Origin of the sequence: Bradyrhizobium sp. BWA-3-5 (genome assembly GCF_032917985.1) — a bacterium.
Lineage (GTDB): Bacteria > Pseudomonadota > Alphaproteobacteria > Rhizobiales > Xanthobacteraceae > Bradyrhizobium.
Map to the genome: position 1 here is coordinate 1,622,834 of NZ_CP136626.1, position 22,855 is coordinate 1,645,688.

Here is a 22,855-nt window from a genome sequence, read left to right on the forward strand (position 1 = left end):
CGTGGGCGCGCCGCCGCCTTCCGTGATGTGCATCACGCGAGGCCGAAGGAGCCGCAGCGGATACGATCGGTGATTCAAATCACATCCGACCGTGGTTCCCCGCGGCTAACCTGCCGCATCAGCTGTGCGGGAGGCTTCGATGAAACGACTTGGTTTTCTCGCCATGCTGATCGCGCTCACGACGTCGGCCGACGCCCGCTCGATTTCATTCCGCATCGGCAGCCACCAGGTGCACATCGAACGCCAGCGAAATTGCCGTTCGGCGCCGTGTACCTCGCTGTGGATCTCCAGAAGCGTGGACTGGCGCCGCAAGCGTTTCGATGACGATCGCACCGGCGGCGTCGCGCCGAGGCTCATCCCGCCTGCGCCGCAAACGGTTTCGCCGCCCAAACCTCCCGTGCCTTCGGCATCGCCGGCCACGGCGCCTGCCAAGACCATCGTCACCGCGCTACCGCCGCCCGCGGTCTACACGCCGGCTGCTTCGGCAAGCGAGATCGTTGCGGCGCCCGCGCCACCGCCGCTTGCAGGGCCACCGGCCCAACAGGTTTCGATTCCGGCGCCGCCGCCACCGCCGGAAGCGAAGCCGGCAGAGGCTGCGCAGCCTGCGCCGCAGATCGAGCAGGTCTCGCATCGGAGTGAGGAGGAGCCGCAGGACTCGCCGATCGGCGACTGGCTGACCGAAGGCAAGGGCACGGTGCGCATCGCCAAATGCGGCCCCGCATTGTGCGGCGATGTGCTGACGTCATCGAACGAGAAGGGCGAGGCGATCCTGATCAACATGAAGCCGAAGAAGGAACGGCAATGGGCCGGCAGCGTCTATAGCCAGGACAGCGGCGATATCTATTACGGCACGATTGCGATGAAAGGGAACGACACGCTGCGCGTCGAGGCCTGCGCGCTCGGCCGCTTCTACTGCTCCGGCAATAACTGGAGCCGCATCACGCGCCGCGCCGACATCCTCGTGACGTCGCGGCGGCCGGCCGGCGGACGGCGCGCATAAGCTGCCCACGAAAACGCCCGGAGGCATGGGCCACCGGGCGTCTTTACGTCCATGTCCGGACGCTAGAACACGCCGAGTACAATCGCGCCGACGAAGGCGAATGCAACATACGCGGCTACAACGCCAAGCCTGCTGACGAGAGGACTTACGAAATCCATTGGGAGAGCTCCCTGGGGGTTCACGTCGTGCCCGCAACTAACTTCGAAGTTAACAAAGCGTTCCCGGCGCAAAAAGTCAGCGTTACTGTCCATCCGCCGCTCTCCATAGGCTGCGGGTGCGCCAAACATGGTAAAAAAATCGTAAAATCAACATGTTGAAGAATCTTTAAATAAATTTGGTTGAATCTGCGCGCGATGACGCGCGGAGTTCGTTTGTATCTCGTCGGCTCCTTCGTCCTCGTCTCGCTAGCGGGTTGTGGCCGCGGATTTTTTCAGTCCGCCGAGCGCGAACCGTGGCGTGCCGAGGCCGAACTCGCTTGCCTGAAGTCCGGCGCGGTCAAGGAAAGCCCGGAAGTGGTTCGTATCGAACCGATCTCGGGTCCCGGCGTGTGCGGTGCGGAATATCCGCTGAAGGTCGCTGCGCTCGGCGAAAACACCGCCAGTTTCGGCTTTGCCGACGAAAGCCTGCGGCCGCCCGGCAATATCGGCAACCAGCCGCGCTGGCCGATCAAACGCGCGCCCCCTCCGCCGCCGTCGCAAGGAAATTATCCGAGTACGTATTCAGGCAACTATTCCGGAAGCTACCCGCCGCCGAGCCAGCCGAGCTACGCCGCGCCGTCGAACGGTCCGATCTCCCTGTCGGCGCCGGGCATCGCCGCTCCGCAGGAAGACGACGCCGATCTGCCGCCGGAGGGAGCGCCCGCATCGCGTGGCGGTGGCTATGCGGCCTCGCCGTCCTATCCATCGCGCGACCGCTATCAGGCGCCTTCGCCTGCGCCATATTCGCCGCCGTCCTATCCGCCTTCACCGGCAGCGCCGCGGCTCGGGCCCGCGCAGGGCAATCCGGTCAGCGCCTTCGGGCAGGTCTCGATGAAGCCGGCGGCGACGCTGGCATGTCCGATCGTCTCCGCGCTCGACCGCTGGCTCACCGATTCCGTGCAGCCGGCTTCGATGCGCTGGTTCGGCATGCGTGTCGTCGAGATCAAGCAGATCTCCGCCTATTCATGCCGCGGCATGAACGGCAATCCGCACGCGCATATTTCCGAGCATGCGTTCGGCAACGCGCTCGACATCGCGGCCTTCACGCTCGCCGACGGACGGCGCATCACGGTGAAGGGAGGTTGGCGCGGCATGCCGGAAGAGCAGGGCTTTCTGCGCGACGTTCAGGCCACCGCCTGCCAGCAGTTCAACACCGTGCTGGCGCCCGGCTCCAACTCGCACCACGAAGATCACATTCACGTCGACCTGATGCGCCGCGCCTCGCGCCGCACGATCTGCCAGCCGGCCGCAGTATCCGGCGAGCAGGTCGCCGCACGCGCGCAGCGTAATCCCTACGGGTCACGCGATCCCTATTCGACGGGATCGCTCGCCAACAAGAAATCGATCTCGCGCTGGTTCGGCGGCGGCCGCGGCAAGGTCAACGAGGAAGACGAGTTCGAGGATCATTAGAGTCAGTTGAGACTATCCGCCCTATAGGGCTGCAGCGCTTGGCTAATCCAATCCCGAATGGTGGATGGAAAGTTCTGCCCGATCGGCAAGATTTTCCCGCAGACGTTTTTCCGGAGAACAAGGCGCGCCAGCGGCATCAACCCTTTGCGCGTTGGCATGATGATTGCTTTCATCCTCGGATTGCCGAGGAGATGGTGTATCCATGATCACGAGCGTTGCCAATTCGGGGAACTATCTACGCGCCGCGCAACCATCTCCATCAAGGATGATATTCACGACGGCCGACGCGCAGCCTGCGCCTGATGCAGGCGCGGCAGAGAAATATGCGCAGCCGGGCATTCCGGTTTCATCGCTCAAGGCCGTCGATGTCTCCCAACTGAAGATCATCTCCGTCAAGGACAATCCTGAGCTTCGCGACCTGATGGCAACGAATTGGCTAAAGATGCGGGCCGACGAAGCGACCTTTGCCGCCAGCGTTCCCGACAATGCGCCGCAAAATATCTATGCAACCGTCGAGGTCGAAGGGAAGGTCGTTGCGACGCTTTATAACGCCGGTTCTGTCGCGATGACGAATGAAGCCGGGGGAAAGGTCGGCGTCCTGCAGGATCCTCCGGGCCTGGGCGGCCCTGACCTGGCGCAGTGGCGCGCGGAACGTATCGCAAAGGTGGTCGGCGGAACGATCGAGAGGGCGCCCACCGCGATTGCGCAATCTGAATGGAAGCCGCGCGAGTCCACGTCGTCCAACTATTCCCGTGCGCAACTGGATGCCGCCTTCGACGCGATGATGGCCGAGCAATCGAAGGCCGCCGTACAACGCTCCGCGAGCTATCAGGCGCCGCGCGAAACTTCTTCCGGCCATACCGACTTCAACGCGTGAGCCGCGCAAATCCGGCGCTCAGCGCCGGAACCACGATGTCTGGGGAATGACAGGAAGGGCGGGAGCCGTTCCCTCCATTTGTATATGTGGTGCGCAAGGGGCTTGCTTCAAGATCCCCATCTTCCCGTAGAACCGCCGCCCCAAGCCACAATCGGGGAGACGCGGGATGGATGTGTTGAGATCGAGCAGGCATGCGGTGGTGATTGCCGGTGGAGGTCCGACGGGACTGATGCTGGCCGGCGAGTTGGCCCTCGCGGGCCTTGACGTCGCGATCGTCGAGCGGCGCGCCAGCCAGGCTCTTGTCGGGGCGCGCTCGGGCGGGCTGCACGCGCGCACCATCGAGGTGTTCGATCAGCGCGGGATCGCTGACCGGTTCCTTGCGGTGGGCCAGGTGGCCCAGGTTGCCGGCTTCGCCGGGATGCGGCTCGACATCAGCGACTTCCCGACGCGGCACCCTTACGGGCTCGCGCTCTGGCAAATCCACATCGAGCGCATCCTCGCCGGCTGGGTCGGCGAGTTCGGCGTGCCGATCTATCGTGGACGTGAAGTCACCGGCTTCACGCAGGGCGATGCCGGCGTCGACATCGCGCTATCAGATGGCCAGTCGCTGCGCGCGCAATATCTCGTCGGATGCGATGGCGGACGCAGCCTGATCCGCAAATGTGCCGGCATCGAATTCCCCGGCTCGGATCCGACGACCAGCAATTTGATCGCCGAGGTCCAACTCGCCGAGGAGCCCGCCGAATGGGGCATGCGCCGCGATGCGGTCGGCGTTCATGGCCTCAGCAAATTGGAGGATGGCGCGGACGTGCGTATCCTCGTGACCGAGCGGCACGCCGGGCACACGACCGAACCTACCCTGCGCGATCTCAGCGAAGCGCTGATCGCGGTGTATGGAAGCGACTACGGGGTCCATAGTCCGACGTCGCTGTCGAGATTCACCGATATGACGCGGCAGGCCGCGGCCTACCGCAAGGGACGGGTGCTGCTCGCCGGCGACGCCGCGCATGTGCATCCGCCGGATGGCGGACAGGGCCTGCAGACCGGCGTGCAGGATGCGGTGAATCTCGGCTGGAAGCTGGCCCAGGTGATCAAAGGGATTTCGCCGGAAGGCCTTTTGAACAGTTACCATGCCGAGCGTCACCCGGTCGGCGCCCGCGTGTTGCGCAACACGATGGCGCAAGTCGCGCTTCGCAGCATGGGCGATCGAACCAAGGCGCTGCGCGACACCATGTCGGAGCTGCTCGACATGGACGAGCCACGCCGGCGCGTCGCCGCCATGATGTCGGGCCTGGACATCCATTATGATCTCGGCGAAGGGCATCCGCTGCTCGGACGCCGCATGCCCGATCTGGACTTGGTCACCGCCAAGGGCGCGCTGCGGACATTCACGCTGCTGCAGAACGCTAGGCCGGTACTGCTCAACTTCGGTGAGCGAGGCACGCTCGACATCACGCCATGGGCCGAGCGGGTCCAACGCGTCGATGCCGAATATCACGGTGTATGGGAGCTTCCTGCGATCGGCGCCGTCACGGCGCCCGCCGCCGTTCTGATCCGGCCCGATGGCTATGTGGCGTGGGTGGGAGACAAAGCCGGCCAAGGCCTCGCCGAGGCGCTAACCAAATGGTTCGGAGCGCCTGCGGCGACGTAGTGCGAAGCTTCCTTAAGTGGTAGGGCGGTTCGCCGATCCGCCCTACGAAAGTCCTGCCAATCGCTCCAGCAGATCGTGCGCGACGCCCTTCAGGAGATCGAGCTTGTAGCCGGTCATCGGCAGAGGCTTTGCGCCCGACGTCGCCTGCTCCGCCGCATTGGCGATCACCGCAGCCGTGGCTTTCCTGTCCTGCAACGCGGCTTCCACTGCGTGCAGCCGCAGCGGCGCCGGGGCAATGCCGCCGGCGGCGAGGCGGACGAATTGGAACGCGCCGTCCTTGATCACCGCACGCGCGCAGCTCTCGACCAGCGGCCATTCCGCATAGGTGCGGCTGATCGCGCGCTTGTAGAGCGCGCGCTCGCCCTGCAGCGGCGCGGGAAGTTCGACGCTCTTGATCATCTCGCCCGGCTGCAGCGCATTGTCGGCCGCGCCGTTCGAGCCGTCGCCGAGAAGATCGGCGATCGTCAGCGAGGTTCTGCGGTCGGTCGTCACCTTCGCGTCATAGGCGAGCAGCGCCGCCGCCATCGTCGAAGGATGCGGCGCCACGCAAGGGCCGAGGTCGAAAACCACGTGATAGAGATGATTGCCCGATCGCGCCGGACAGCCGGAGCCGCCCTTCTTCAGGCACGCGATGTGCGGATTGCGAAAATACCAGCAGCGCGAACGCTGCGCGAGGTTGCCGCCGAGCGTGGCGAGGTGACGGATCTGCGGCGTCGCCAGACCCTGCGCCGACGCTGCAATGCCTGGATAGGCGGCGGCGACCGACGGATCGGCGGCGATGGCGGCAATCGTGGTGAAGGTGCCGAGGCGCAAGCTGCCGTCGGCGGCCCAATGCATCCCCATCATGTCGGGCGCGGCCGCTATGTCGATCAGCGGCCCGGTCGAGACGCCGCTTCGGCGGCGCTCGGAGAGATCGGTGCCGGCGGCGCGGAATTCGCCTGCGTGCATGGCGGTCATGGTTATCGGTGTCATGCGGCGGCCCTCCCTTTGAGCGCGGCGACCAAACGGTCGGGACGGATCGGCAGTTCGGTCAGGCGAATGCCGATGGCATTGTGAATCGCGTTGGCGATGGCCGGCGATGTCGGCACCGTCGCGACCTCGCCGATGCCGACGCTGCCGCCGAGCACGTGATCGAAGCCGTCCTGGTCGAAATGCACTGATATCGCGGGCGTATCGGCGATGCCGGGAATGCGATAATCCTCCATGCCGCCGCTGAGCACGTCGCCGGTGCGGGAATCGACCTCGCGCGCTTCATAGAGCGCGTAGCCGACGCCCTGGATGACCGCGCCGGCCGCCTGGCTGTGTGCCAGGGCGGGCGCCACGACCTTGCCGACCGCAATGCCGGTGTGCACGTTGATGACACGAACATGCCCGAGCCAGGTATCGACTTCGACCTCGACGATCTGCACCGAGCTCGGCACGCCGGCGCCAATCGCGAGGTTGGAGAAGCGGCGCATCATCCAGCCGAAGATCATGCCCATGAAGCCGGCCTGCTTGAGCGGTGACATAACTCCCGGCGCGGTCTGCTTGGAATCTTCCGGCCGCACGCTCGATAATGAAAGGTCGGGCGATGCCGCGAGCATATCGCGCCATGGCGCATTGGAGCCGGGGACCGGCTGCCGCTTTGCATTCTGCTGGATCGCGGTCTTGAGCTGTTCGATTGCGAGCAGCATCGGAGGGATGATCGACGCGGTGACGCGGCTGCCGCCCGAGCCGGGACCCTCCGGCAATTTTGAATCGCCGATGCGGACCTCGATCTCATGCGGCTCCAGGCCGAACTCGCGCGCGACCGTATTGGCGATCACGGTGCGGGTGCCGGTGCCGATGTCCTGCGTCGCGGTGCTGACGACGAGATGTCCGCCCTTGACGGACACTTCGACCTTCGAGCCCGGCTGCCACAGATAAAGCCAGTAGCCGGTGGCGACGCCGATGCCGCGGCGATAGCGGCCGCTCTGCGCGGTAATCGGCTTGCGGCCACGCCAGATGTCGAGGTTCAGTGCCCAATCGTAGAGCCGCTGGCGGTTGGGATCGGGATCCCAACGCTTGCGCAGCGCGATCGGATCGAGGTTCATGCGCACCGCCGCCTCGTCGATCGCCTGCTCCAGCGCAAACGCCATCGGCGGACCGCCGGGGCCGCGGAAGGGCGCGCCCGCCGGCAGATTGCTGATGACGTCGAAATCGACGAGCTCCTTGGCTTCCGCCGGATAGATCAGGCGGGCGAGCGCGGCGATGGTGGAGTTGGTCGCGGCGCCGGTGTCGCCATAGGCGGTGAGCGACAGCGCTTTCAGTTCGCCCTGTTCGGACGGCAGTAGCGCGATCTTCATCTCCGCCGCCGGCCGATAGCCGGTCACGGAGAGTTCCTCGTGCCGGTCATAGACAACTCTCACCGGCGCCCTGGCTTCGCGCGCCAGTTCGATCGCGGTGGTGGTTTCCGCGCCGAGCGAGGCCTTCGAGCCAAAACCGCCGCCGATATGATCGGCAATCACGCGCACCTTGTCGTGGCCGATCTTGTAGCGCTTGGCGATCAGCTCCATCAGATGAAACACCGCCTGCGTGGAGACATGCACGGTGAGCCGGTCGCCGTCGAAGCGCGCGACCGCGGCGTGCGGCTCGAGACAGGAATGCTGCTGGGTGGCGGTGCGGAAGGTGGCTTCCACCAGCAGCGGATTGTTTGCCGCGCGGGCGTCCGCGACCCAGCTCCGCACCTTCCTCGGCTTCTTGGAAAAGGCCGCGGTCGGGCCGCGGAGATTGCCCTTCCAGGCCGCCGGAGAGCCGCCGCCTTCGGAGACGTTGCCGGCCTTCTTGCGCGCGGATTTTTCGAACACGACCGGCGCATCGGCCTTGCGCGCGTCATCGAGCCCGATCACCGCGGGCAGGCGCTCGCTGGAGAGCTTGATGGCGGCGATCGCGGCGAGCGCCGTCTTGCGATCGCTGGCCGCGACGGCTGCAATGGGTTCGCCGACATAGCGGACGATGCGGTCGTCGCCGAGCAGCGAGATCACGGCGCTCACGCCCGGCATCGCGTGCGCCGGCGCGAGATCGAGTTCGGTGACGCGCGCATGCGCAAACGGCGAACGCAGGATCACGCCTTCGAGCTGGCCGTCATGGTGGATGTCGACGGTGTATTTCGCCGCTCCCGTCACCTTGTCACGCGCCTCCATGCGCGGCGGCTGGACGTCATCGCCGTCGAAGCGCCCGGCACAGGCGTCCGCCACGGCGCGGAAGATGCCGTCATAGGCGCCGCAGCGGCACAGATGCCCCGACAAGGCCGCGCCGATTTCCTCGCGCGACGGCACCGCCGTTCCTTTGGTCGCCCGCCAGCGATCGTGAAACGCCACGGCCTCGACAATGAAGCCCGGCGTGCAGAAGCCGCATTGCAGCGCGTCGTGCGCCATGAAGGCCTGCTGCACCGGGTGCAGTCTCGCCGCGCCGATGCCTTCGACCGTGGTCACGTTCCTGTTGGCGGCCGATCGCGCCGGCATCAGGCAGCTCACGGCCGGCTCGCCGTCGACCAGCACGGTGCAGGCACCGCAGACGCCAGCGCCGCAGACGAGCTTGGTGCCGGTCAGATCCAGCGCGTCGCGCACGACGTCGATCAAGAGCGCATCGGGATCGTCGGGGAGGGAAGCTGGTTTGCCGTTGATCGTCATGGTGCTCATCTGCGATCTCCAGGTTTGCGGGCGGATTTCCTGACCGGCTGCTTAAGCAGTTTCTTGACAAGCTTCTTGGCAGGCTTGGTCTTGGCTGCGCGCGGTTTCTCCGGGCCAACGGCGCCGGCGATCAGTGTGCGCAGCATGATTTCGAGGTCCCTCAGGAAGGCGCCGGGCGGCTGCAATGCGGGATAGGCGGACTTGGTGCCGTTGACCGCCATCTCGACGCACCGTGCCAGCTCGCGCGGCATCATGCCGTCGCGCAAGGCAAGGCCCTGCTTGCGGCAGACACGGACGATCGTTGCAGTGAGCTGATCCGCATAGAGCGTGGTGTATTTCTGGTAGAGGTCGCGCGCCTGCACGAGATGCTCGGAAAACAGCTCCTCGACATGGGGCGAGCCGTCGAGCGAGGCGGCCATTTGTCCGAGTTTGGCGGAGACGGAGGCGACGATGACATCGGCGAGGCTGCCGCCGGCCTTTTCCTCTTCTGATGCGGCAGCGATTTCGGCGGCCAGCGCCTCCTCATGCAGCCGCTCGATGACCGCGCGGAATAGCGCTTCCTTGGACTTGAAGTGATGGTAGAGCGCCTGCCGCGTCAGCCCGGCGGCATCAGCGGCCTGCTCGATCGATGAGCGCCGGAAGCCATGCCGGCGGAATACAAGCATCGCGGCGTCGAGAATGCGGGTGCGCGGGTCCATTTGACGAATTTGACAAAAATGAGTGAAATGTCAAATCACGGCGAGGCGAGGGGCCCGCGGGATCGGCCCGATGGCATGTGCGATGTCACTGATATGACGGTGCTTTGTCAGGCCGGCAGCCGTAAGGCGCCTCGTCGTCGCGGCCGCCTGCCTCGATGGCTATCTTGAAGTAGCGGCCCATCGAAGGGGCATTCAAGAGCGCATCGCGCGCGTCCTGCGGCACATCGCAGTACTGCTGATAGACCGCGTGACGCTGCACCAGCATGCGGCGGCTTTCGCTGTCGTAGCAGACACGGCCGATGACGCTGCTGCGGGTGACGTCCTGGCAGCTGAACGGCGCGAGATCGACCGGGCCGCGGTCCTTTACCTCAACAATCTCGGCTGCTTCCCAAGGCGCGGTGAAGAGTAAGGCGAGGATGAAGGCGATGCGGGTCATCTGTCGTGAACATTATCACCGCGGCTGGTTGTCTGCGGTCGGCCCCGAGCGTAGCCGGGTGAGCAGCAATTCATATTGCTTGATCGATGTCTCGGCGAGCGCCTCCTGCCGGCTGCTCGGCAGGTCGTCATAGCCGATCGGGCTGTCGAACTGGCTCATGGTGAAATCGATGCGCCGGCCGTCGATCCGATTGTAGAAATGCCAGGCGCCATCGACGTCGGTCTTCAGGATCTCGCCGCCAAGTTCGTCCTGAATCACGAGCGCGGTAACGGAGCATTGTCCCGCCGCGGGATTGTCGGGGCGACATTTTCCGCTCGTCGCGGTGGACCAAGCCGCGCGCAATTTGTAGTAGAGACCGATCAGCGATGGGCAGCCCGCCGTCATCCTTGTTTCCATGTCTGCGGCATTGCGTCGTCGCGTCATTGTAGCAGGTTTCCGCCGTCACTCCATGATGCGTGCGGCCGCTGGTCGCAGGTTACACAAACTTGATTCCGATCTCGTCGCCTTTCCTCCGCGCGACTCTACACGGCCTGCCGGGCGACGTTCGTTCAAATTTGAGCTGTAACTGAGGCTTGACGAAATGCGGGTCGTCGACGGCTTAGCCGCGCGCCGCCTTCCGAGATATCGAGGATGGTGCACTGACGCGCGGCAAAGCCGTCGTCCGCGGTCATCCACGCGGGCTGGTTGGTCCGTCGGGGGTAGGGGCGATGCTTTCTGCCGAATATCGACATCGTGGGTACCTCCGCTGGTTAAACACGCCGGGGCAGTACTCGTTGCGATTGCGAACAATTTGAAGGAATTGCCGATCGGCAGCGCCTGCGACAGTGTTCCGCTCTCTCTACCGGCGGCTAGCCGGGATGCAGATAGAGCGCAATCAGAAAGATGACCGGCAGCGAACCGCCGGCCAACCAGAAAAATGCGCTTTTAAAAAGTGTCATTGCAGTCTCTCGCGAGGACAACTGTCCGCCGGGATCTATGTTCCCTAGGCGACCGCCTTCTTGTTGACGCCCTTGCGAAGCGCGACCGTGTTGAGCTTGGTGTTGGCGGCCTTCTCCTCGTTGAGGTTTGTCGTGAGGAAACGGACCACGTCGTCATGGCCGAGTTCTTCGGCCCAGGCGATCAGCGTGCCGTAGCGCGCGATCTCATAGTGCTCGACTGCCTGCGCGCTTGCCACGATGGCGGCATCGAGCACGGCCTTGTCGTCGATTTCTCCAACGAGCGTATCGGCTTCCTTGATGAGGCCGTCGATCGCTGGGCAGTCGGCCGCCTTGGGCTCCTTGCCGAGCTTCTGGAACACCTTCTGCAGGCGCTCGATCTGCGAATTGGTTTCCTCAAGATGTGCTTTGAGGCCGGCGGCGAGGTCACGGTTCGTCGCCTTCTCGATCATCTTCGGCAATGCCTTGGTGATCTGGTGCTCGGCGTAATAGATGTCCTGCAGGCCATGCACGAACATGTCTTCCATGGTTTTGATGTCTTTGGTGAAAAGTCCCATTTCAACCTCCTGGGGTCTGATAGGATTTCTGACTCGCTGCGAGATATTTTGTTCCGTCGGTTCCCACGTGCCGCTGCCGCACTGTTCCAATGACAGGTGATGTCCGGTCGTTTCATCGGATGTGGGGAGACCACGACGTTCGCTGCGCGCGATCACGCATCCACGCGTGACCGCGACTTTCGCTTGGTCTGTCTGGATCAATACTAATTTTAAATTCGGCGCCGGATTGTCGCGGCAGATCTGCTTGGAGAAATACTAATTCTAAATACGTGGTTGATGCGCGACTGTATCCCTCCCGCACTTCATCGCTGTGGTCACGCTTGTTAGTGGTCTCGCGCGAAGCGATGAGGACTGGAAATGACTGCAGGCTTGAAGACCGCCGGATGGCTCGGCGCCGCGTTGCCGATGTTCGCCGCGATGATCGATATGACACCGGCACAAGCACAATCGTCGGCAAGAGAATTGCCTGCCGTTGTCGTTGACCGGCCTTCACGTCCGCCGGCCGTGCGGTCGCGGCCTGCACCGAAGCGGCAGGCCGCGTCGGCGGCGAGCCGCCGCGCCGCCCAGCGCGCACAGACGAACCCGGACGCCGCGGCCGCCGCAGGCGCGCGCGCCGAGACCGCCACCGGCCCGGTGCCCGGCTATCTCGCCGGCCAGAGCGGCACCGGCACCAAGACCGACACGCCGCTGCGCGAGACGCCGCAATCGATCACGGTGGTTACCGCCGATCGCGTCACCGACCAGGGCGCGCTCACCATGCAGGAATCGCTGCGCTATGTGCCCGGTGTGTTCGCGGATGCCTATGGCCCGGATTCGCGCGGCGACTATCCGCGCATCCGTGGCCAGGACCCGAATATCTATCTCGACGGCACGCGCGTGGTGAACACGTTCCAGTTCAACGAATGGCGGCCCGATCCCTATACGCTCGAGCGCATCGAGGTGCTGCGCGGCCCGGCATCTGTCCTCTATGGCGACACCTCGACGGCCGGCCTGCTCAACCTGATCTCGAAGCGTCCGCAGCCGGAGAGCTTCAACGAGATCGGCGTGCAGTTCGGCAGCTTCAACCGCAAGCAGGTGCAGCTCGATTCGACCGGCAAGCTGACCAAGGATGGCGAGTGGCTGTACCGCTTCATCGGCATCTTCCGCGACAGCGGCACCCAGACCGACTTCGTGCCCGATGACCGCGTCGTGCTGGCGCCGTCGCTGACCTGGCGGCCGACCAACAATACGAGCTGGACCTTGCTCGGCACCTATCAGAAGGACAACACCGGCTCGTCCACGGCCTTCCTGCCGCATGAGGGCACGCTGTAACCGGGACCTAACGGCTTGATCCCGGTGCGGCGCTTCGCCAGCGATCCGAGCTTCGATAAATACCAAACGGAGACGGGCACGGTCTCCAGCCTGTTCGAGCACAGTTTTGGCAATGCGCTGAAGATCCGGCAGAACATGCGCTATGCCCATGTCGAGGGCATCTACCGGACGGCGTATCCGGACAACTACTCGAACCCTGCCGATCCGTTCCTCGATGCCGCCCATCGCACCGTGGCGCGCTGGGTCTCGAGCCGCCAGACGACCAAGGACAGTTTTACCTCGGACAGCAATGCCGAGCTGAAATTCGCGACCGGCGCGATCACGCACAAGACGCTATTCGGCGTCGACTATCGCGGCCTCAGCGAGCGTGCGTCGTCAGGCGCCTATTTCGACCCGACACCGTTCGATCTGTACGCGCCGGTGTATAATCCGGTTGCACCGCCAATTCTATCGCCCGAGCCGGACCTGCGGCAGAGCCAGCTCGGGCTCTATGCGCAGGACCAGATGCGGCTCGGGCCATGGTTGGCCGTCCTCGGCGTCCGCCAGGATTTTGTCAGCAGCAATGTGCAGGGATCGCCGAGTGAGAATAGCAAGGCGACCACCGGCCGCGCGGGGCTGATGTACGAATTGCCGTTCGGACTAACGCCTTACGTCACCTATGCAACTTCGTTCACGCCGGTCTTCGGCTCCACCTGCGTCGGCGGCCCCTGCAAGGCACAAGAGGGCGAAATGGTGGAGCTGGGATTCAAGTACAATCCGTTTCCCGGCACGGCGATCAACGGTGCGATCTTCCACACCACCGAGAAGAACCGGCTGGCGAGCGATCCCGGCGGCTCGGTGTTGTCGGTGCAGACCGGACAGGTGCGGATTCGCGGCGCCGAGCTGGAGGTGATCACCCGCGTCACGCCCGATCTGGATCTGATCGGCGCCTATTCCTATCTCGATGCCAGGGTGCAAAGCGGCGACAACGCAGGCAAGCGGGTCGAAACCGTTCCCGATCATCAGGCCTCGCTATGGGCGAAGTACCGTCTCACCGCGCTCGGTCTGCCCGGGGTGACGATCGGCGCCGGCGTGCGCTATATCGGCGAGTCCTGGGATGGCACCGACAGCCTGCGTACGCCCAACTACACGCTGTTCGATGCGATGGTCCGCTACGAGACCGGGCCGTGGCGATTTCAGGTCAACGCCAGCAACCTCGCCGACAAGCGTCACGTCACCACGTGCCTGTCGCGCGGCGACTGCTTCTTCGGCATCGGCCGTACCGTGCTGGGGAGCGCGACGTATCGCTTCTAGCTCGAGTGAGAGGTGGGGAGGGAAGCCGCTTCTACTGCGGCTTTGCCCGATAGGTCGCCAGCAATATCCGTGTCGCGCTGTCGACCACGCGCGCGATACGCTCTGCAGACGGGGCGGGCTCGGCCTGAAAGACGAAGGGCAGAAACAGCGTCGCCTGACACATCTGCATGAACTGCGCGGCGGCAAGGGTGCAATCGTCGATATCAAGGTCGTCGGATCCGACGCGGGCCTGCAGATACTCGGCGAGCCGGTCGATGTTCTTCGCCAGCACGTTCTCGTAGAACCGCCGTCCGACGTCCGGCATCCGTTCGGCGATCGCCATCACCGTGCGGATCGACGAGCCGCCACCGGGCCGACACATCGTGCCGATATAGGTCCGGCCGAATTCCCGCAGCGTGGTTTCAACGTCGCGCTTGGGATCGAGGTTGTAGGCGATCTTGCCCTTTTCGAGCGCCTCGTCCTCAACCATGGCCTCGAACAGCCGGCTCTTGTCGGCGAAGTAGACATAGAGCGTGCCCTTGGAGACCCCGGCGGCGCGGGCGATCTCGTTCATGCTGGCCCCATCGAAGCCCAGATCCATGAACACCTCGCGCGCACCGTCCAAAATCTGGCGGCGCTTCGAACTGTCTTCCTCGCCGAACGGAGGAAGGTTATTTGATATCGATGCAACCATTGGTTTATTTTCTCGCGAAAAATTCAACCCAAGGTGAAGGCTTGATTTCCGTTTCGCTTTATTGTCGTTACGATGAAAGGATAAGTTGACCGAACCGTTCGGTCAATGCTACCTTTTGTCTCGATCGTGCGCTGCGCGGCTGGTTTCAGGCTGCGCAGGCTGCGACATTGTATGGGGGAGGCCGAAGATGGCCGCAGCGAGAGACCAGGCCGCGCGCATCGTTCGCACCGGACCAGATGCAGCGGAGCATGAGGCCGATCTTTCGGCCCCGCCGCACGCTGCCGTTGCGGAAGAAGCAAGGCGTCGATCTGCGGAAGCGCCGAGTGCGCCGGCCGAAGTACTCCCCAACACCGCCCCTGCACCGGCCGCTAAACCGGGCAAGCGCAAATTCGTCATGATCGGCGTGCTCGGCCTGTTGGCGCTCGCGGCCATCGGGTACGGCGTCTACTTCGTTCTCGTGGGCCGCCTCTACGTCTCGACCGACGATGCCTATGTCCGCTCCAACAACACCATGCTCGGGGCGCGGGTGGCCGGCCATGTCGCCGCCATCCTGCCACGCGACAATGCCGTGGTCCGCGCCGGCGACGTGATCTTTGGGATCGACGACGGCGACTACAAGATCGCGGTCGACGCCGCGCGCAGCAGGATCGCGACCCAGCAGGCCACCATCGACCGCATCGGCCGCCAGGTCACCGCGCTCGAGAGCGCCGTCCAACAGACCAAGGCACAGCTCACCTCTGCGGAAGCGGCGCTGAAGCGCGCCGATCTCGATTTCGAACGGCAGCAGGCGCTGAGCACCAAGGGCTTTGCGTCGCGCGCCACCTTTGAGGTTTCCGAAGCCAGCCGCGATCAGGGGGCTGCCGCGGTGCGGTCGGCGCAGGCCGCCTACGATGCGGCCCGCGACAATGTCGAAGTGACCAAGGCGCAGCAGGCCGAAGCGCGCGCGCAGCTTGCGGAATTGCAGACCCAACTCGCCAAGGCCGAGCGCGATCTGGCCTTCACCCAGGTGCGCGCGCCGATCGACGGCACTTTCTCCAACCGCCTGGTCAATTCAGGCGATTTCATCCAGGCCGGGCAGCGGCTCGCCAATATCGTGCCGCTCGACGACGTCTTCATCGACGCCAATTACAAGGAAACCCAGCTCAAGCGCATCCGCCCCGGCCAGCCGGTGAAGATCTCGGTCGACGCCTACGGCCACCGCAAGTTCGCCGGCGTCGTCGACAGCATTTCGCCAGCGGCAGGCTCGGTGTTCACGCTGCTGCCGCCGGACAACGCCACCGGCAATTTCACCAAGATTGTGCAGCGGCTGCCGGTGCGCATCCGCGTGCCGAAGGAAGTTGCACGGCAGAACCTGCTGCGTGCCGGGATGTCGGTCTACACCACCGTCGACACCCGCGAGGGCGCCGCCGATGCCGACAGCGAGGCCGATCTCGATGCGCCCGGCGCGGTTCAACCGAAGTAATTCTCCAAAGCTCCGGCCGACGTCCGGAGCTTGTCCACGAGTTGACCATGGCTGACGCCACCACCGCATCGCCTTCGACGATGAACGCCGCGGCCGCCGACCATATCCCAGCGCGGCGGCTGTTCACGTTTCTCATCATGGTGTTCGGAATGTTCATGTCGATCCTGGACATCCAGGTCGTCTCGGCGTCGCTGCAGCAGATCCAGGCCGGCCTTTCCGCGAGCTCCAGCGAGGTCTCGTGGGTGCAGACCTCTTATCTGATCGCCGAGGTGATCGCGATCCCGTTGTCCGGTTTCCTGTCCCGCGCGTTCGGCACGCGGCTGCTGTTTGCGATTTCCGCCTCCGGCTTCACCGTCGCGAGCTTCTTCTGCGGCTTTGCCTCGACCATCGAGCAGATGATCCTGTGGCGCGCGATCCAGGGCTTTCTCGGCGCGGGCATGATCCCCACCGTGTTTGCATCCGCCTACACGGTGTTTCCGCGCTCCAAGTTCCACATCGTCGGTCCGATCATCGGCCTGGTCGCGACACTGGCGCCGACCATCGGCCCGACGGTGGGCGGCCTAATCACCGACTTGATGTCGTGGCACTGGCTGTTCTTCATCAACATCGTGCCAGGCATCGGCATCACCATCGGGGTGCTGGCGCTGTGCGATTTCGACCGGCCGAATTTCGCGCTGCTCGAGCATTTCGACTGGTGGGGCCTCGCTTTCATGGCCGGCTTTCTCGGCACGCTCGAATATGTGCTGGAGGAGGGGCCGCAGTCGCAATGGCTGGAAGACACCTCGGTCGCCATCTGTGCGGCGATCTGCGCGGTGTCGGGAATCGCGTTTTTCTGGCGGGTGCTGACCGCGCGCGAGCCGATCGTCGACATCAGGACCTTCACCGACCGCAATTTCGGCGTCGGCTGCCTGATCTCGTTCTGCGTCGGCATCGGGCTTTATGGCCTCACCTATATGTATCCGCGCTATCTCGCCGAAGTGCGCGGCTATAGTCCGCTGCAGATCGGCGAAACCATGTTCGTCTCCGGCATCGCCATGTTCCTGACCGCGCCGCTCGTCGGCCGGCTGATGGCGAAATACGACATGCGTTACCTGATCGCGATCGGCCTCGTGCTGTTCGCGCTCGGCTCCTACCAGATGACGTGGATCACCAAGGAGTATGACTTCTACGAATTGCTCGTGCCGCAGATCCTGCGCGGCATGGGCATGATGCTGGCGATGGTGCCGACCAACACGATCGCGCTCGGCACGCTGGCGCCGGAGCGGGTGAAGAACGCCTCCGGGCTGTTCAACTTGACGCGCAATCTCGGCGGCGCAGTAGGCCTTGCCGTCATCAACCAGGTGCTGAACGAGCGCACCGACCTGCACATCTCGCGCCTCCACGACCGCGTTACCTGGGGCAACGCGACAGCGGTCGAAACGCTCAACATGTTCACCCAGCGCCTGCAGGGCATGGGCGATTCCGCGCTGATGGCGATGAAGCAACTGTCGCAGATCGTGCACCGCCAGGCCGTGGTGATGGGCTATGGCGACGCCTTCTTCATGCTAACCGTGTTCTATATCGGCCTCAGCCTGCTCGTCCTGGTGCTGAAGAAGCCGTCCGCGGCGGTGCTGGGAGGCGACGCGCATTGATAGGCAATTTGACAACGCACTTCACGGCCTTGTCATGTTGCAAATCGCCCGCGATGCATTTATAAGTCGCAGATTGTCGCTCGCACCGGGGAGATTTGCATGATTTCCATGTATTCGCAGATCGCGTCCTCGCGTTCGATGCTCGTGGTGGGTTTTCGATCGCGTTCTTGAGCGCGAGCTCCACCAGTCCTGATCGGGCCTGATGCCCCGATCTCTAAGCTTCCCAACGACTTAACGTAATTTTTGGCGACGCTTGCGTCTCGTTTCCGAGGCCGCCTGCGCGTCAATTCAGATGGAGCCGGCGTGTGCCCATGCGCAGCCGGATGACGCCATGACCGCTCTCAAGGAAAAGGGTCCCGCGGCGATACGCGTGGTGATCCCGTTCGTATTCCGACATTGGCTGCAACAGCCCGGCCGCGCCGTGGTGGTCGCCGGCGGCCTGCTCGGCGCGACCGCCGCCGACCTGTTCATGCCGCTGTTCTCCGGCCACTTGGTCGATGCGCTGACGCGCGGCACCGCCGATCCCGCCGCGCGCCGTGCCGCGTTTGTCGCCTTCGGCGCCATCGTGGCGCTCGGCCTCACCTCGATGATCCTGCGGCTGACCGGCCTGCAGGCGATCGTGCCGTTCACACTGAAGACAATGTCGGACGTCTCGCGCGATGCGTTCGCGCGGGTGCAACGCTTCTCGACCGACTGGCACGCCAACTCGTTTGCCGGCTCGACGGTGCGCAAGATCACGCGCGGCATGTGGGCGCTCGACCTCTTGAACGACACGCTCCTGATGGCGCTGCTCCCGTCGCTGCTGGTGCTGGTCGGCTCGATGATCCTGCTCGGGCTGCACTGGCCCGTGCTGGGCGCGGTGATCGCGGTCGGCACCGTCATCTATGTCTCGATGACGATGGCATTCTCGGTGAAGTTCATCGCGCCGGCCGCGCGCGTCTCCAATGCCTGGGACACCAAGGTCGGCGGCACGCTGGCGGACGCGCTGACCTGCAACGCGGTGGTGAAATCCTTCGGCGCCGAGGCGCGCGAGGATGCGCGATTGGCCGGTGTGATCGGCCGATGGCGCACGCGCGTGCGGCGGACGTGGTACCGCTACAACTACACCTCGACGGCGCAGCTCGCGGTGTTGTTGTGCTTCCGCGCGTCGGTGATCGGCGGCGCGATCCTGCTCTGGATCGCCGGCCGCGCCACGCCGGGCGACGTCACCTACGTGCTGACCAGCTACTACATCATCCATGCCTATTTGCGTGACGTCGGCATGCACATCAATAACCTGCAGCGCTCCGTCAACGACATGGAGGAGCTGGTCGCGATTCACGGCGAGCCGATCGGCATTGCCGACGCGCCGGATGCGACGCCGATCGACATCCAGGGCGGCCGCATCGTGTTCCATGACGTGACGTTCCATTACGGCGGCCATCGCGTGCCGCTGTATGACGGCCTGTCGGTGGAGATCCGCGCCGGCGAACGGGTCGGCCTGGTCGGCCGTTCCGGCTCCGGCAAGACCACCTTCGTCAAGCTGGTGCAGCGGCTCTACGACGTCAGCGGCGGCCAGATCCTGATCGATGGCCAGGATATCGCCAAGGCGACGCAGCATTCGCTGCGCAGCCAGATCGCGATCGTGCAGCAGGAGCCGATCCTGTTTCACCGCACGCTGGCGGAGAACATCGCTTATGGCCGGCCCGGCGCCAGCATGGAGGTGATCGAGCAGGCGGCGCGGCTCGCCAATGCGCACGACTTCATCCTGCGGCTGCCGAAGGGCTACGGCACGCTGGTTGGAGAGCGCGGCGTCAAGCTGTCGGGCGGCGAGCGGCAGCGCGTCGCGCTGGCGCGCGCCTTCCTGGCGGATGCGCCGGTCCTGATCCTGGACGAGGCGACCTCGAGCCTGGATTCGGAATCGGAGGGCCTGATCCAGCAGGCGATGGAGCGGCTGATGAAGGGGCGAACCGCGATCGTGATCGCGCACCGCCTGTCGACGGTACGTAGCCTGGATCGCATCCTGGTGTTCGACCGCGGCGAGATCGTCGAGCAGGGCACCCATGCAGCGCTAACGGCGCGCCCCGGCGGGATTTATCGCGGGCTGTTCGAGCTGCAGGCCACCGAGTTCATCTCGGCGGCGGAATGAGTTGTGGCGCGTGGTTGATGGACGAGCGTCCGCACAGTCACGCGCCGGAAATGGAATTTGACAATGAAAGACCTGGCGCGCGGCTCCATCGTGGGCCACATCCTGAGCATGGCGCCACCGATCGTCGCCGGCATGGTCACCATCATGATCTGCCAGTTGGTCGACCTGTATTTTGTTGCCGGCCTCGGCGAAGCCGCCGTTGCGGGCGTGGCTGCTGCGGGCAACGCCGGATTTCTGATCAACGGATTGATGCAGGTGCTGGGCGTCGGCACGGTCTCGCTGATGGCGCATGCCGTCGGGCGCAAAGACCGCGCCGACGCCAACCTCGTCTTCAACCAATCGGTCGTGCTGTCGGTGTTGTGCGGCTTGCTAACCCTGGCCGCGGGTTCCGTGGTGGCGCGGTTTTATATGCGCGCCGTCGCCGCCGACGCGGCCACGGTCGAAGCCGGCACGACATATCTGTTGTGGTTCATGCCGGCGCTGGCGCTGCAATTCACCACGCAGGTGATGGGGGCCGCGCTGCGGGCCACCGGCATCGTGCGGCCGACCATGCTGGTGCAGGCGCTCGTCGTGATCATCAACATCGCGCTGGCGTTGGTGCTGATCGCCGGCTGGGGCACCGGCCATGCGCTCGGCGTTGCCGGTGCGGGCCTGGCAAGCTCGATCGCCGTCCTGATCGGCGTGCTGATGCTGTTGATGTATTTCCACAAGTTCGAGCGCTATGTCCGCTTCGATCCCGCGCAGTGGCGTCCGCAACTCCGGCAATGGCAGCGCATCCTCAAGGTCGGCCTGCCGGCCGGCGGCGAATTTGCGATCATTTTCGCGTGGATGGGCGTGGTCTATTATGTGCTCCGCGATTTCGGCGCGGCTGCCCAGGCCGGATTCGGCATCGGCACGCGCGTGCTTGGCCTGATCCAGATGCCCGCGCTGGCGGTTGCCCTGGCAGCCGGGCCGATCGCCGGCCAGAATTTCGGCGCCGGCGATGGCCGCCGCGTGCGCGAGACCTTCGTGAAGGCGGCCTTGATTGCCACCGCCGTGATGATCGGCTTCATGCTCCTTGCGCAATGGAAGGCCAGCCTGTTGCTCGCGGGCTTCTCGAAAGATCAGGCAACGATGACAGTCGCCGTGCAGTTCCTGCATTTCGTCTCGCTCAACCTGGTGGCGCAGGGGCTGATCTTCACATGCCACAGCATGTTTCAGGGCCTTTGGCAACACCCGGCCGGTGCTGCTCAGCTCGGGCACCCGCCTGCTGACCTATGCGCTGCCGGTGATCTGGCTCTCGACCCGGCCGGGCTTTGCGATCGAGCAGGTCTGGTATCTGTCGATCGCCACCACCACGCTGCAGGCGTGCCTCGCGCTGTTTCTGCTGCGCCGCGAGTTCGGGAAGCGGCTGGCGACAAAGGAGCGTGAGGTTGCTCCGCCACACGTTGGGGTGGGCCAGCAGGCAGCTTCGCGCGCGTCCGCGTAAGGATCGCGACCGTCTCTCGGCGGGCTGAGTGAGGTCGCGCACATTGTTGCGGACCCGATCGATGTCGGAATATCCTTCCCATATCGGGAGGGCCCGTAGCGATGCGCTGGTTTCACAGGGATCGGCCGCCGGACGTCTGGGAAACCGGCGTCGCGCCCGAGGGCGATATCGAGGCGGCGCAGCTGATACGTGAGATCTGCGCCGCGGCGGCTGTTATCACCGAAAGGATGGCAACGCTGCGCGGCCGCAACGCGGAAACCGAAAAGGCCGCCGAAAGCGAGCGCTATCAGGCCGCGATCAAATGCGCGCTCGAAGTCGCCAAGAAGATTTCCGACGACGCCATGCGCGATATTTCGGTCAGCCAGATCATCCGGCTCTGCGTCAAAGCGGGCCACCTGAAGACCGCAAGGGTCCTGCTGCGCGCCATCCAGTCGGACAGGATCAGGGACGAGCTGATCACGGAAAGCCCGTCTCTGACCGATCAGGATGCGGCGAGCTGAGGCGGCTCGCGATCGCGTTGCGGTACCAAGGGCGCAGGCCTGGTGCGCGTGCGCGTCGAGACCGCGACCGTCACCACGACGGCGGCGGCGAACAGCAGGATCTGCAGCGTAATCGTCTCGCCGTTGAAGAAGGCGGCGAGTGTGAAGGTGACGAAGGGCTGCAGGAGCTGCACCTGCGAAACCCGCGCGATGCCGCCCATCGCGAGCCCGGCATTCCAGGCGAAGAAGCCGATCCATTGCGAGAACAGCGCGACATAGAGCAGACCGAGCCACGATTTCACGGCAATCTGGCCGGCATCGTGCGGCAGGGTCAGCGCTGCGGCGGGAATCGAGAGCGGCAGGCCGATGACGAGGACCCAGCTGATGACCTCCCAGCCGGGCATATGCGCGGCGAGCCGGCCCGAGAATGCATAGCCTATCGCGGAGACCGCGACGGCGGCAAACAGAAGGAGGTCGCCGACGGAAAATGCGCCGCCGCCTTCCCTTAGAGAGAACGCGATCACCAGCGCGGCGCCGGCGAGCGAAGCGATCCAGAACAGCGGCCTCGGCCGCTCATGGGTAATGGCCACCGCAACGAGCGCGGTGGCGATCGGCAGCACGCCGAGCACGACGCCGCCATGCGAGGCGTCGACCCGTTGCATCCCCATCGACATCAAGAGCGGAAACAGGACGGCGACGCAGAGCATCGCGACGACCAGTTGCGGCCACAGCGCGCGCGGTGGCAGTGGGCGGCGCAGCACGAGCAACAGCACCAGCGAGCAGACCCCGGCGATCGCGGTGCGCAGCGCGGTCAGTGCAATCGGATCAATTTCGGCCACCGCAATTCGCGTCGCCGGCAGCGTGCCGCCGAAGATCACCATGCCGATGAAGCCGAGCAGCAGCCCGAGACGTTCGCGCGACGAGTGGGAGCTCATGATGCGACTGGTTAGCCGCTTTGCGGATCAGCGTACAGCAATCTACTCGGAGCACATGGCGGCT

The 22,855-nt window shown here is 64.7% G+C and carries 18 protein-coding genes and 1 pseudogene; 11 read left to right on the plus strand and 8 right to left on the minus strand.

The window, feature by feature from the left end:
- Positions 1 to 139: 139 nt before the first annotated feature.
- The 4 genes from RX331_RS07915 to RX331_RS07930 all read left to right on the plus strand — a co-directional run bounded on the left by RX331_RS07915 (position 140) and on the right by RX331_RS07930 (position 5,135).
- Complete coding sequence (locus RX331_RS07915; protein WP_317256045.1) at positions 140 to 1,000, plus strand: DUF2147 domain-containing protein; 861 nt, start codon at positions 140 to 142, stop codon at positions 998 to 1,000.
- A gap of 353 nt (positions 1,001 to 1,353) precedes the next feature.
- Positions 1,354 to 2,607, plus strand: a complete 1,254-nt coding sequence (locus RX331_RS07920; protein WP_317256046.1) for an extensin family protein — start codon at positions 1,354 to 1,356, stop codon at positions 2,605 to 2,607.
- A 163-nt stretch (positions 2,608 to 2,770) separates the two neighbouring features.
- Positions 2,771 to 3,484, plus strand: a complete 714-nt coding sequence (locus RX331_RS07925; protein WP_317256047.1) for a hypothetical protein — start codon at positions 2,771 to 2,773, stop codon at positions 3,482 to 3,484.
- Positions 3,485 to 3,650: 166 nt separating this feature from the next.
- Entirely contained in the window at positions 3,651 to 5,135 is a 1,485-nt protein-coding gene (locus RX331_RS07930) for an FAD-dependent monooxygenase (RefSeq protein ID WP_317256048.1), read from the plus strand.
- Positions 5,136 to 5,177: 42 nt separating this feature from the next.
- Here RX331_RS07930 and RX331_RS07935 read toward each other — a convergent pair whose 3' ends face one another.
- The 6 genes from RX331_RS07935 to RX331_RS07960 form a co-directional block, all read right to left on the minus strand.
- Positions 5,178 to 6,107: an FAD binding domain-containing protein gene (locus RX331_RS07935; protein ID WP_317256049.1), complete on the minus strand. Its 930-nt coding sequence runs from the start codon at positions 6,105 to 6,107 to the stop codon at positions 5,178 to 5,180.
- Positions 6,104 to 8,794, minus strand: a complete 2,691-nt coding sequence (locus tag RX331_RS07940) for a molybdopterin-dependent oxidoreductase (protein WP_317256050.1) — start codon at positions 8,792 to 8,794, stop codon at positions 6,104 to 6,106. Before RX331_RS07940 ends, RX331_RS07935 begins: the two co-directional genes overlap by 4 nt.
- The gene (locus RX331_RS07945; protein ID WP_317256051.1) at positions 8,791 to 9,483 is read right to left on the minus strand and encodes a helix-turn-helix domain-containing protein; all 693 of its coding nucleotides are present in this window, start codon (positions 9,481 to 9,483) and stop codon (positions 8,791 to 8,793) included. Before RX331_RS07945 ends, RX331_RS07940 begins: the two co-directional genes overlap by 4 nt.
- 85 nt (positions 9,484 to 9,568) lie before the next feature.
- Positions 9,569 to 9,919: a KTSC domain-containing protein gene (locus RX331_RS07950; RefSeq protein WP_317256052.1), complete on the minus strand. Its 351-nt coding sequence runs from the start codon at positions 9,917 to 9,919 to the stop codon at positions 9,569 to 9,571.
- A gap of 15 nt (positions 9,920 to 9,934) precedes the next feature.
- Positions 9,935 to 10,342 carry a hypothetical protein gene (locus RX331_RS07955; RefSeq protein ID WP_317256053.1) on the minus strand — a complete coding sequence of 136 codons (408 nt, stop codon included), beginning with the start codon at positions 10,340 to 10,342 and terminating at the stop codon, positions 9,935 to 9,937.
- A 559-nt stretch (positions 10,343 to 10,901) separates the two neighbouring features.
- Positions 10,902 to 11,411, minus strand: a complete 510-nt coding sequence (locus RX331_RS07960) for a ferritin-like domain-containing protein (protein ID WP_317256054.1) — start codon at positions 11,409 to 11,411, stop codon at positions 10,902 to 10,904.
- Positions 11,412 to 11,768: 357 nt separating this feature from the next.
- Between RX331_RS07960 and RX331_RS07965 the strand changes: the two genes are divergently transcribed.
- Positions 11,769 to 12,722 (plus strand): TonB-dependent siderophore receptor, encoded by a 954-nt coding sequence (locus RX331_RS07965; protein WP_317256055.1) that lies wholly within the window; start codon positions 11,769 to 11,771, stop codon positions 12,720 to 12,722.
- A gap of 24 nt (positions 12,723 to 12,746) precedes the next feature.
- Complete coding sequence (locus RX331_RS07970; RefSeq protein ID WP_317258057.1) at positions 12,747 to 14,015, plus strand: TonB-dependent siderophore receptor; 1,269 nt, start codon at positions 12,747 to 12,749, stop codon at positions 14,013 to 14,015.
- Between the two features lie 31 nt (positions 14,016 to 14,046).
- On the opposite strand, the gene RX331_RS07975 is transcribed toward RX331_RS07970, so the two are convergent.
- On the minus strand, positions 14,047 to 14,688 hold the full coding sequence (locus RX331_RS07975) for a TetR/AcrR family transcriptional regulator (RefSeq protein ID WP_317256056.1): 642 nt from the start codon (positions 14,686 to 14,688) through the stop codon (positions 14,047 to 14,049).
- Positions 14,689 to 14,875: 187 nt separating this feature from the next.
- Here RX331_RS07975 and RX331_RS07980 point away from each other — a divergent pair, with 187 nt between their 5' ends.
- From RX331_RS07980 to RX331_RS08000, 5 genes and pseudogenes are all read left to right on the plus strand, one after another.
- The gene (locus RX331_RS07980; protein ID WP_317256057.1) at positions 14,876 to 16,150 is read left to right on the plus strand and encodes an HlyD family secretion protein; all 1,275 of its coding nucleotides are present in this window, start codon (positions 14,876 to 14,878) and stop codon (positions 16,148 to 16,150) included.
- A 47-nt stretch (positions 16,151 to 16,197) separates the two neighbouring features.
- Complete coding sequence (locus RX331_RS07985; protein ID WP_317256058.1) at positions 16,198 to 17,781, plus strand: DHA2 family efflux MFS transporter permease subunit; 1,584 nt, start codon at positions 16,198 to 16,200, stop codon at positions 17,779 to 17,781.
- Positions 17,782 to 18,112: 331 nt separating this feature from the next.
- Positions 18,113 to 19,909, plus strand: coding sequence for an ABC transporter ATP-binding protein (locus RX331_RS07990; RefSeq protein WP_317256059.1), 1,797 nt, complete (start codon positions 18,113 to 18,115; stop codon positions 19,907 to 19,909).
- A gap of 63 nt (positions 19,910 to 19,972) precedes the next feature.
- Positions 19,973 to 21,377 (plus strand): annotated as a pseudogene (locus tag RX331_RS07995) (MATE family efflux transporter).
- 101 nt (positions 21,378 to 21,478) lie between these two features.
- Positions 21,479 to 21,877: a hypothetical protein gene (locus RX331_RS08000; protein ID WP_317256060.1), complete on the plus strand. Its 399-nt coding sequence runs from the start codon at positions 21,479 to 21,481 to the stop codon at positions 21,875 to 21,877.
- On the opposite strand, the gene RX331_RS08005 is transcribed toward RX331_RS08000, so the two are convergent.
- Positions 21,859 to 22,791: a DMT family transporter gene (locus tag RX331_RS08005; protein ID WP_317256061.1), complete on the minus strand. Its 933-nt coding sequence runs from the start codon at positions 22,789 to 22,791 to the stop codon at positions 21,859 to 21,861. The two genes, RX331_RS08000 and RX331_RS08005, sit on opposite strands and share 19 nt — an antisense overlap.
- Between the last annotated feature and the right edge of the window lie 64 nt (positions 22,792 to 22,855).

Bases quoted from the DNA above. Each gene is read 5' to 3' on its own strand.
- RX331_RS07915 (WP_317256045.1), top strand. From the start codon at position 140: ATGAAACGACTTGGTTTTCTCGCCATGCTGATCGCGCTCACGACGTCG.
- RX331_RS07920 (WP_317256046.1), top strand. From the start codon at position 1,354: ATGACGCGCGGAGTTCGTTTGTATCTCGTCGGCTCCTTCGTCCTCGTC.
- RX331_RS07930 (WP_317256048.1), top strand. From the start codon at position 3,651: ATGGATGTGTTGAGATCGAGCAGGCATGCGGTGGTGATTGCCGGTGGA.
- RX331_RS07935 (WP_317256049.1), bottom strand. From the start codon at position 6,107: ATGACACCGATAACCATGACCGCCATGCACGCAGGCGAATTCCGCGCC.
- RX331_RS07940 (WP_317256050.1), bottom strand. From the start codon at position 8,794: ATGAGCACCATGACGATCAACGGCAAACCAGCTTCCCTCCCCGACGAT.
- RX331_RS07945 (WP_317256051.1), bottom strand. From the start codon at position 9,483: ATGGACCCGCGCACCCGCATTCTCGACGCCGCGATGCTTGTATTCCGC.
- RX331_RS07950 (WP_317256052.1), bottom strand. From the start codon at position 9,919: ATGACCCGCATCGCCTTCATCCTCGCCTTACTCTTCACCGCGCCTTGG.
- RX331_RS07955 (WP_317256053.1), bottom strand. From the start codon at position 10,342: ATGACGCGACGACGCAATGCCGCAGACATGGAAACAAGGATGACGGCG.
- RX331_RS07960 (WP_317256054.1), bottom strand. From the start codon at position 11,411: ATGGGACTTTTCACCAAAGACATCAAAACCATGGAAGACATGTTCGTG.
- RX331_RS07965 (WP_317256055.1), top strand. From the start codon at position 11,769: ATGACTGCAGGCTTGAAGACCGCCGGATGGCTCGGCGCCGCGTTGCCG.
- RX331_RS07975 (WP_317256056.1), bottom strand. From the start codon at position 14,688: ATGGTTGCATCGATATCAAATAACCTTCCTCCGTTCGGCGAGGAAGAC.
- RX331_RS07980 (WP_317256057.1), top strand. From the start codon at position 14,876: ATGGCCGCAGCGAGAGACCAGGCCGCGCGCATCGTTCGCACCGGACCA.
- RX331_RS07985 (WP_317256058.1), top strand. From the start codon at position 16,198: ATGGCTGACGCCACCACCGCATCGCCTTCGACGATGAACGCCGCGGCC.
- RX331_RS07990 (WP_317256059.1), top strand. From the start codon at position 18,113: ATGACCGCTCTCAAGGAAAAGGGTCCCGCGGCGATACGCGTGGTGATC.
- RX331_RS08000 (WP_317256060.1), top strand. From the start codon at position 21,479: ATGCGCTGGTTTCACAGGGATCGGCCGCCGGACGTCTGGGAAACCGGC.
- RX331_RS08005 (WP_317256061.1), bottom strand. From the start codon at position 22,791: ATGAGCTCCCACTCGTCGCGCGAACGTCTCGGGCTGCTGCTCGGCTTC.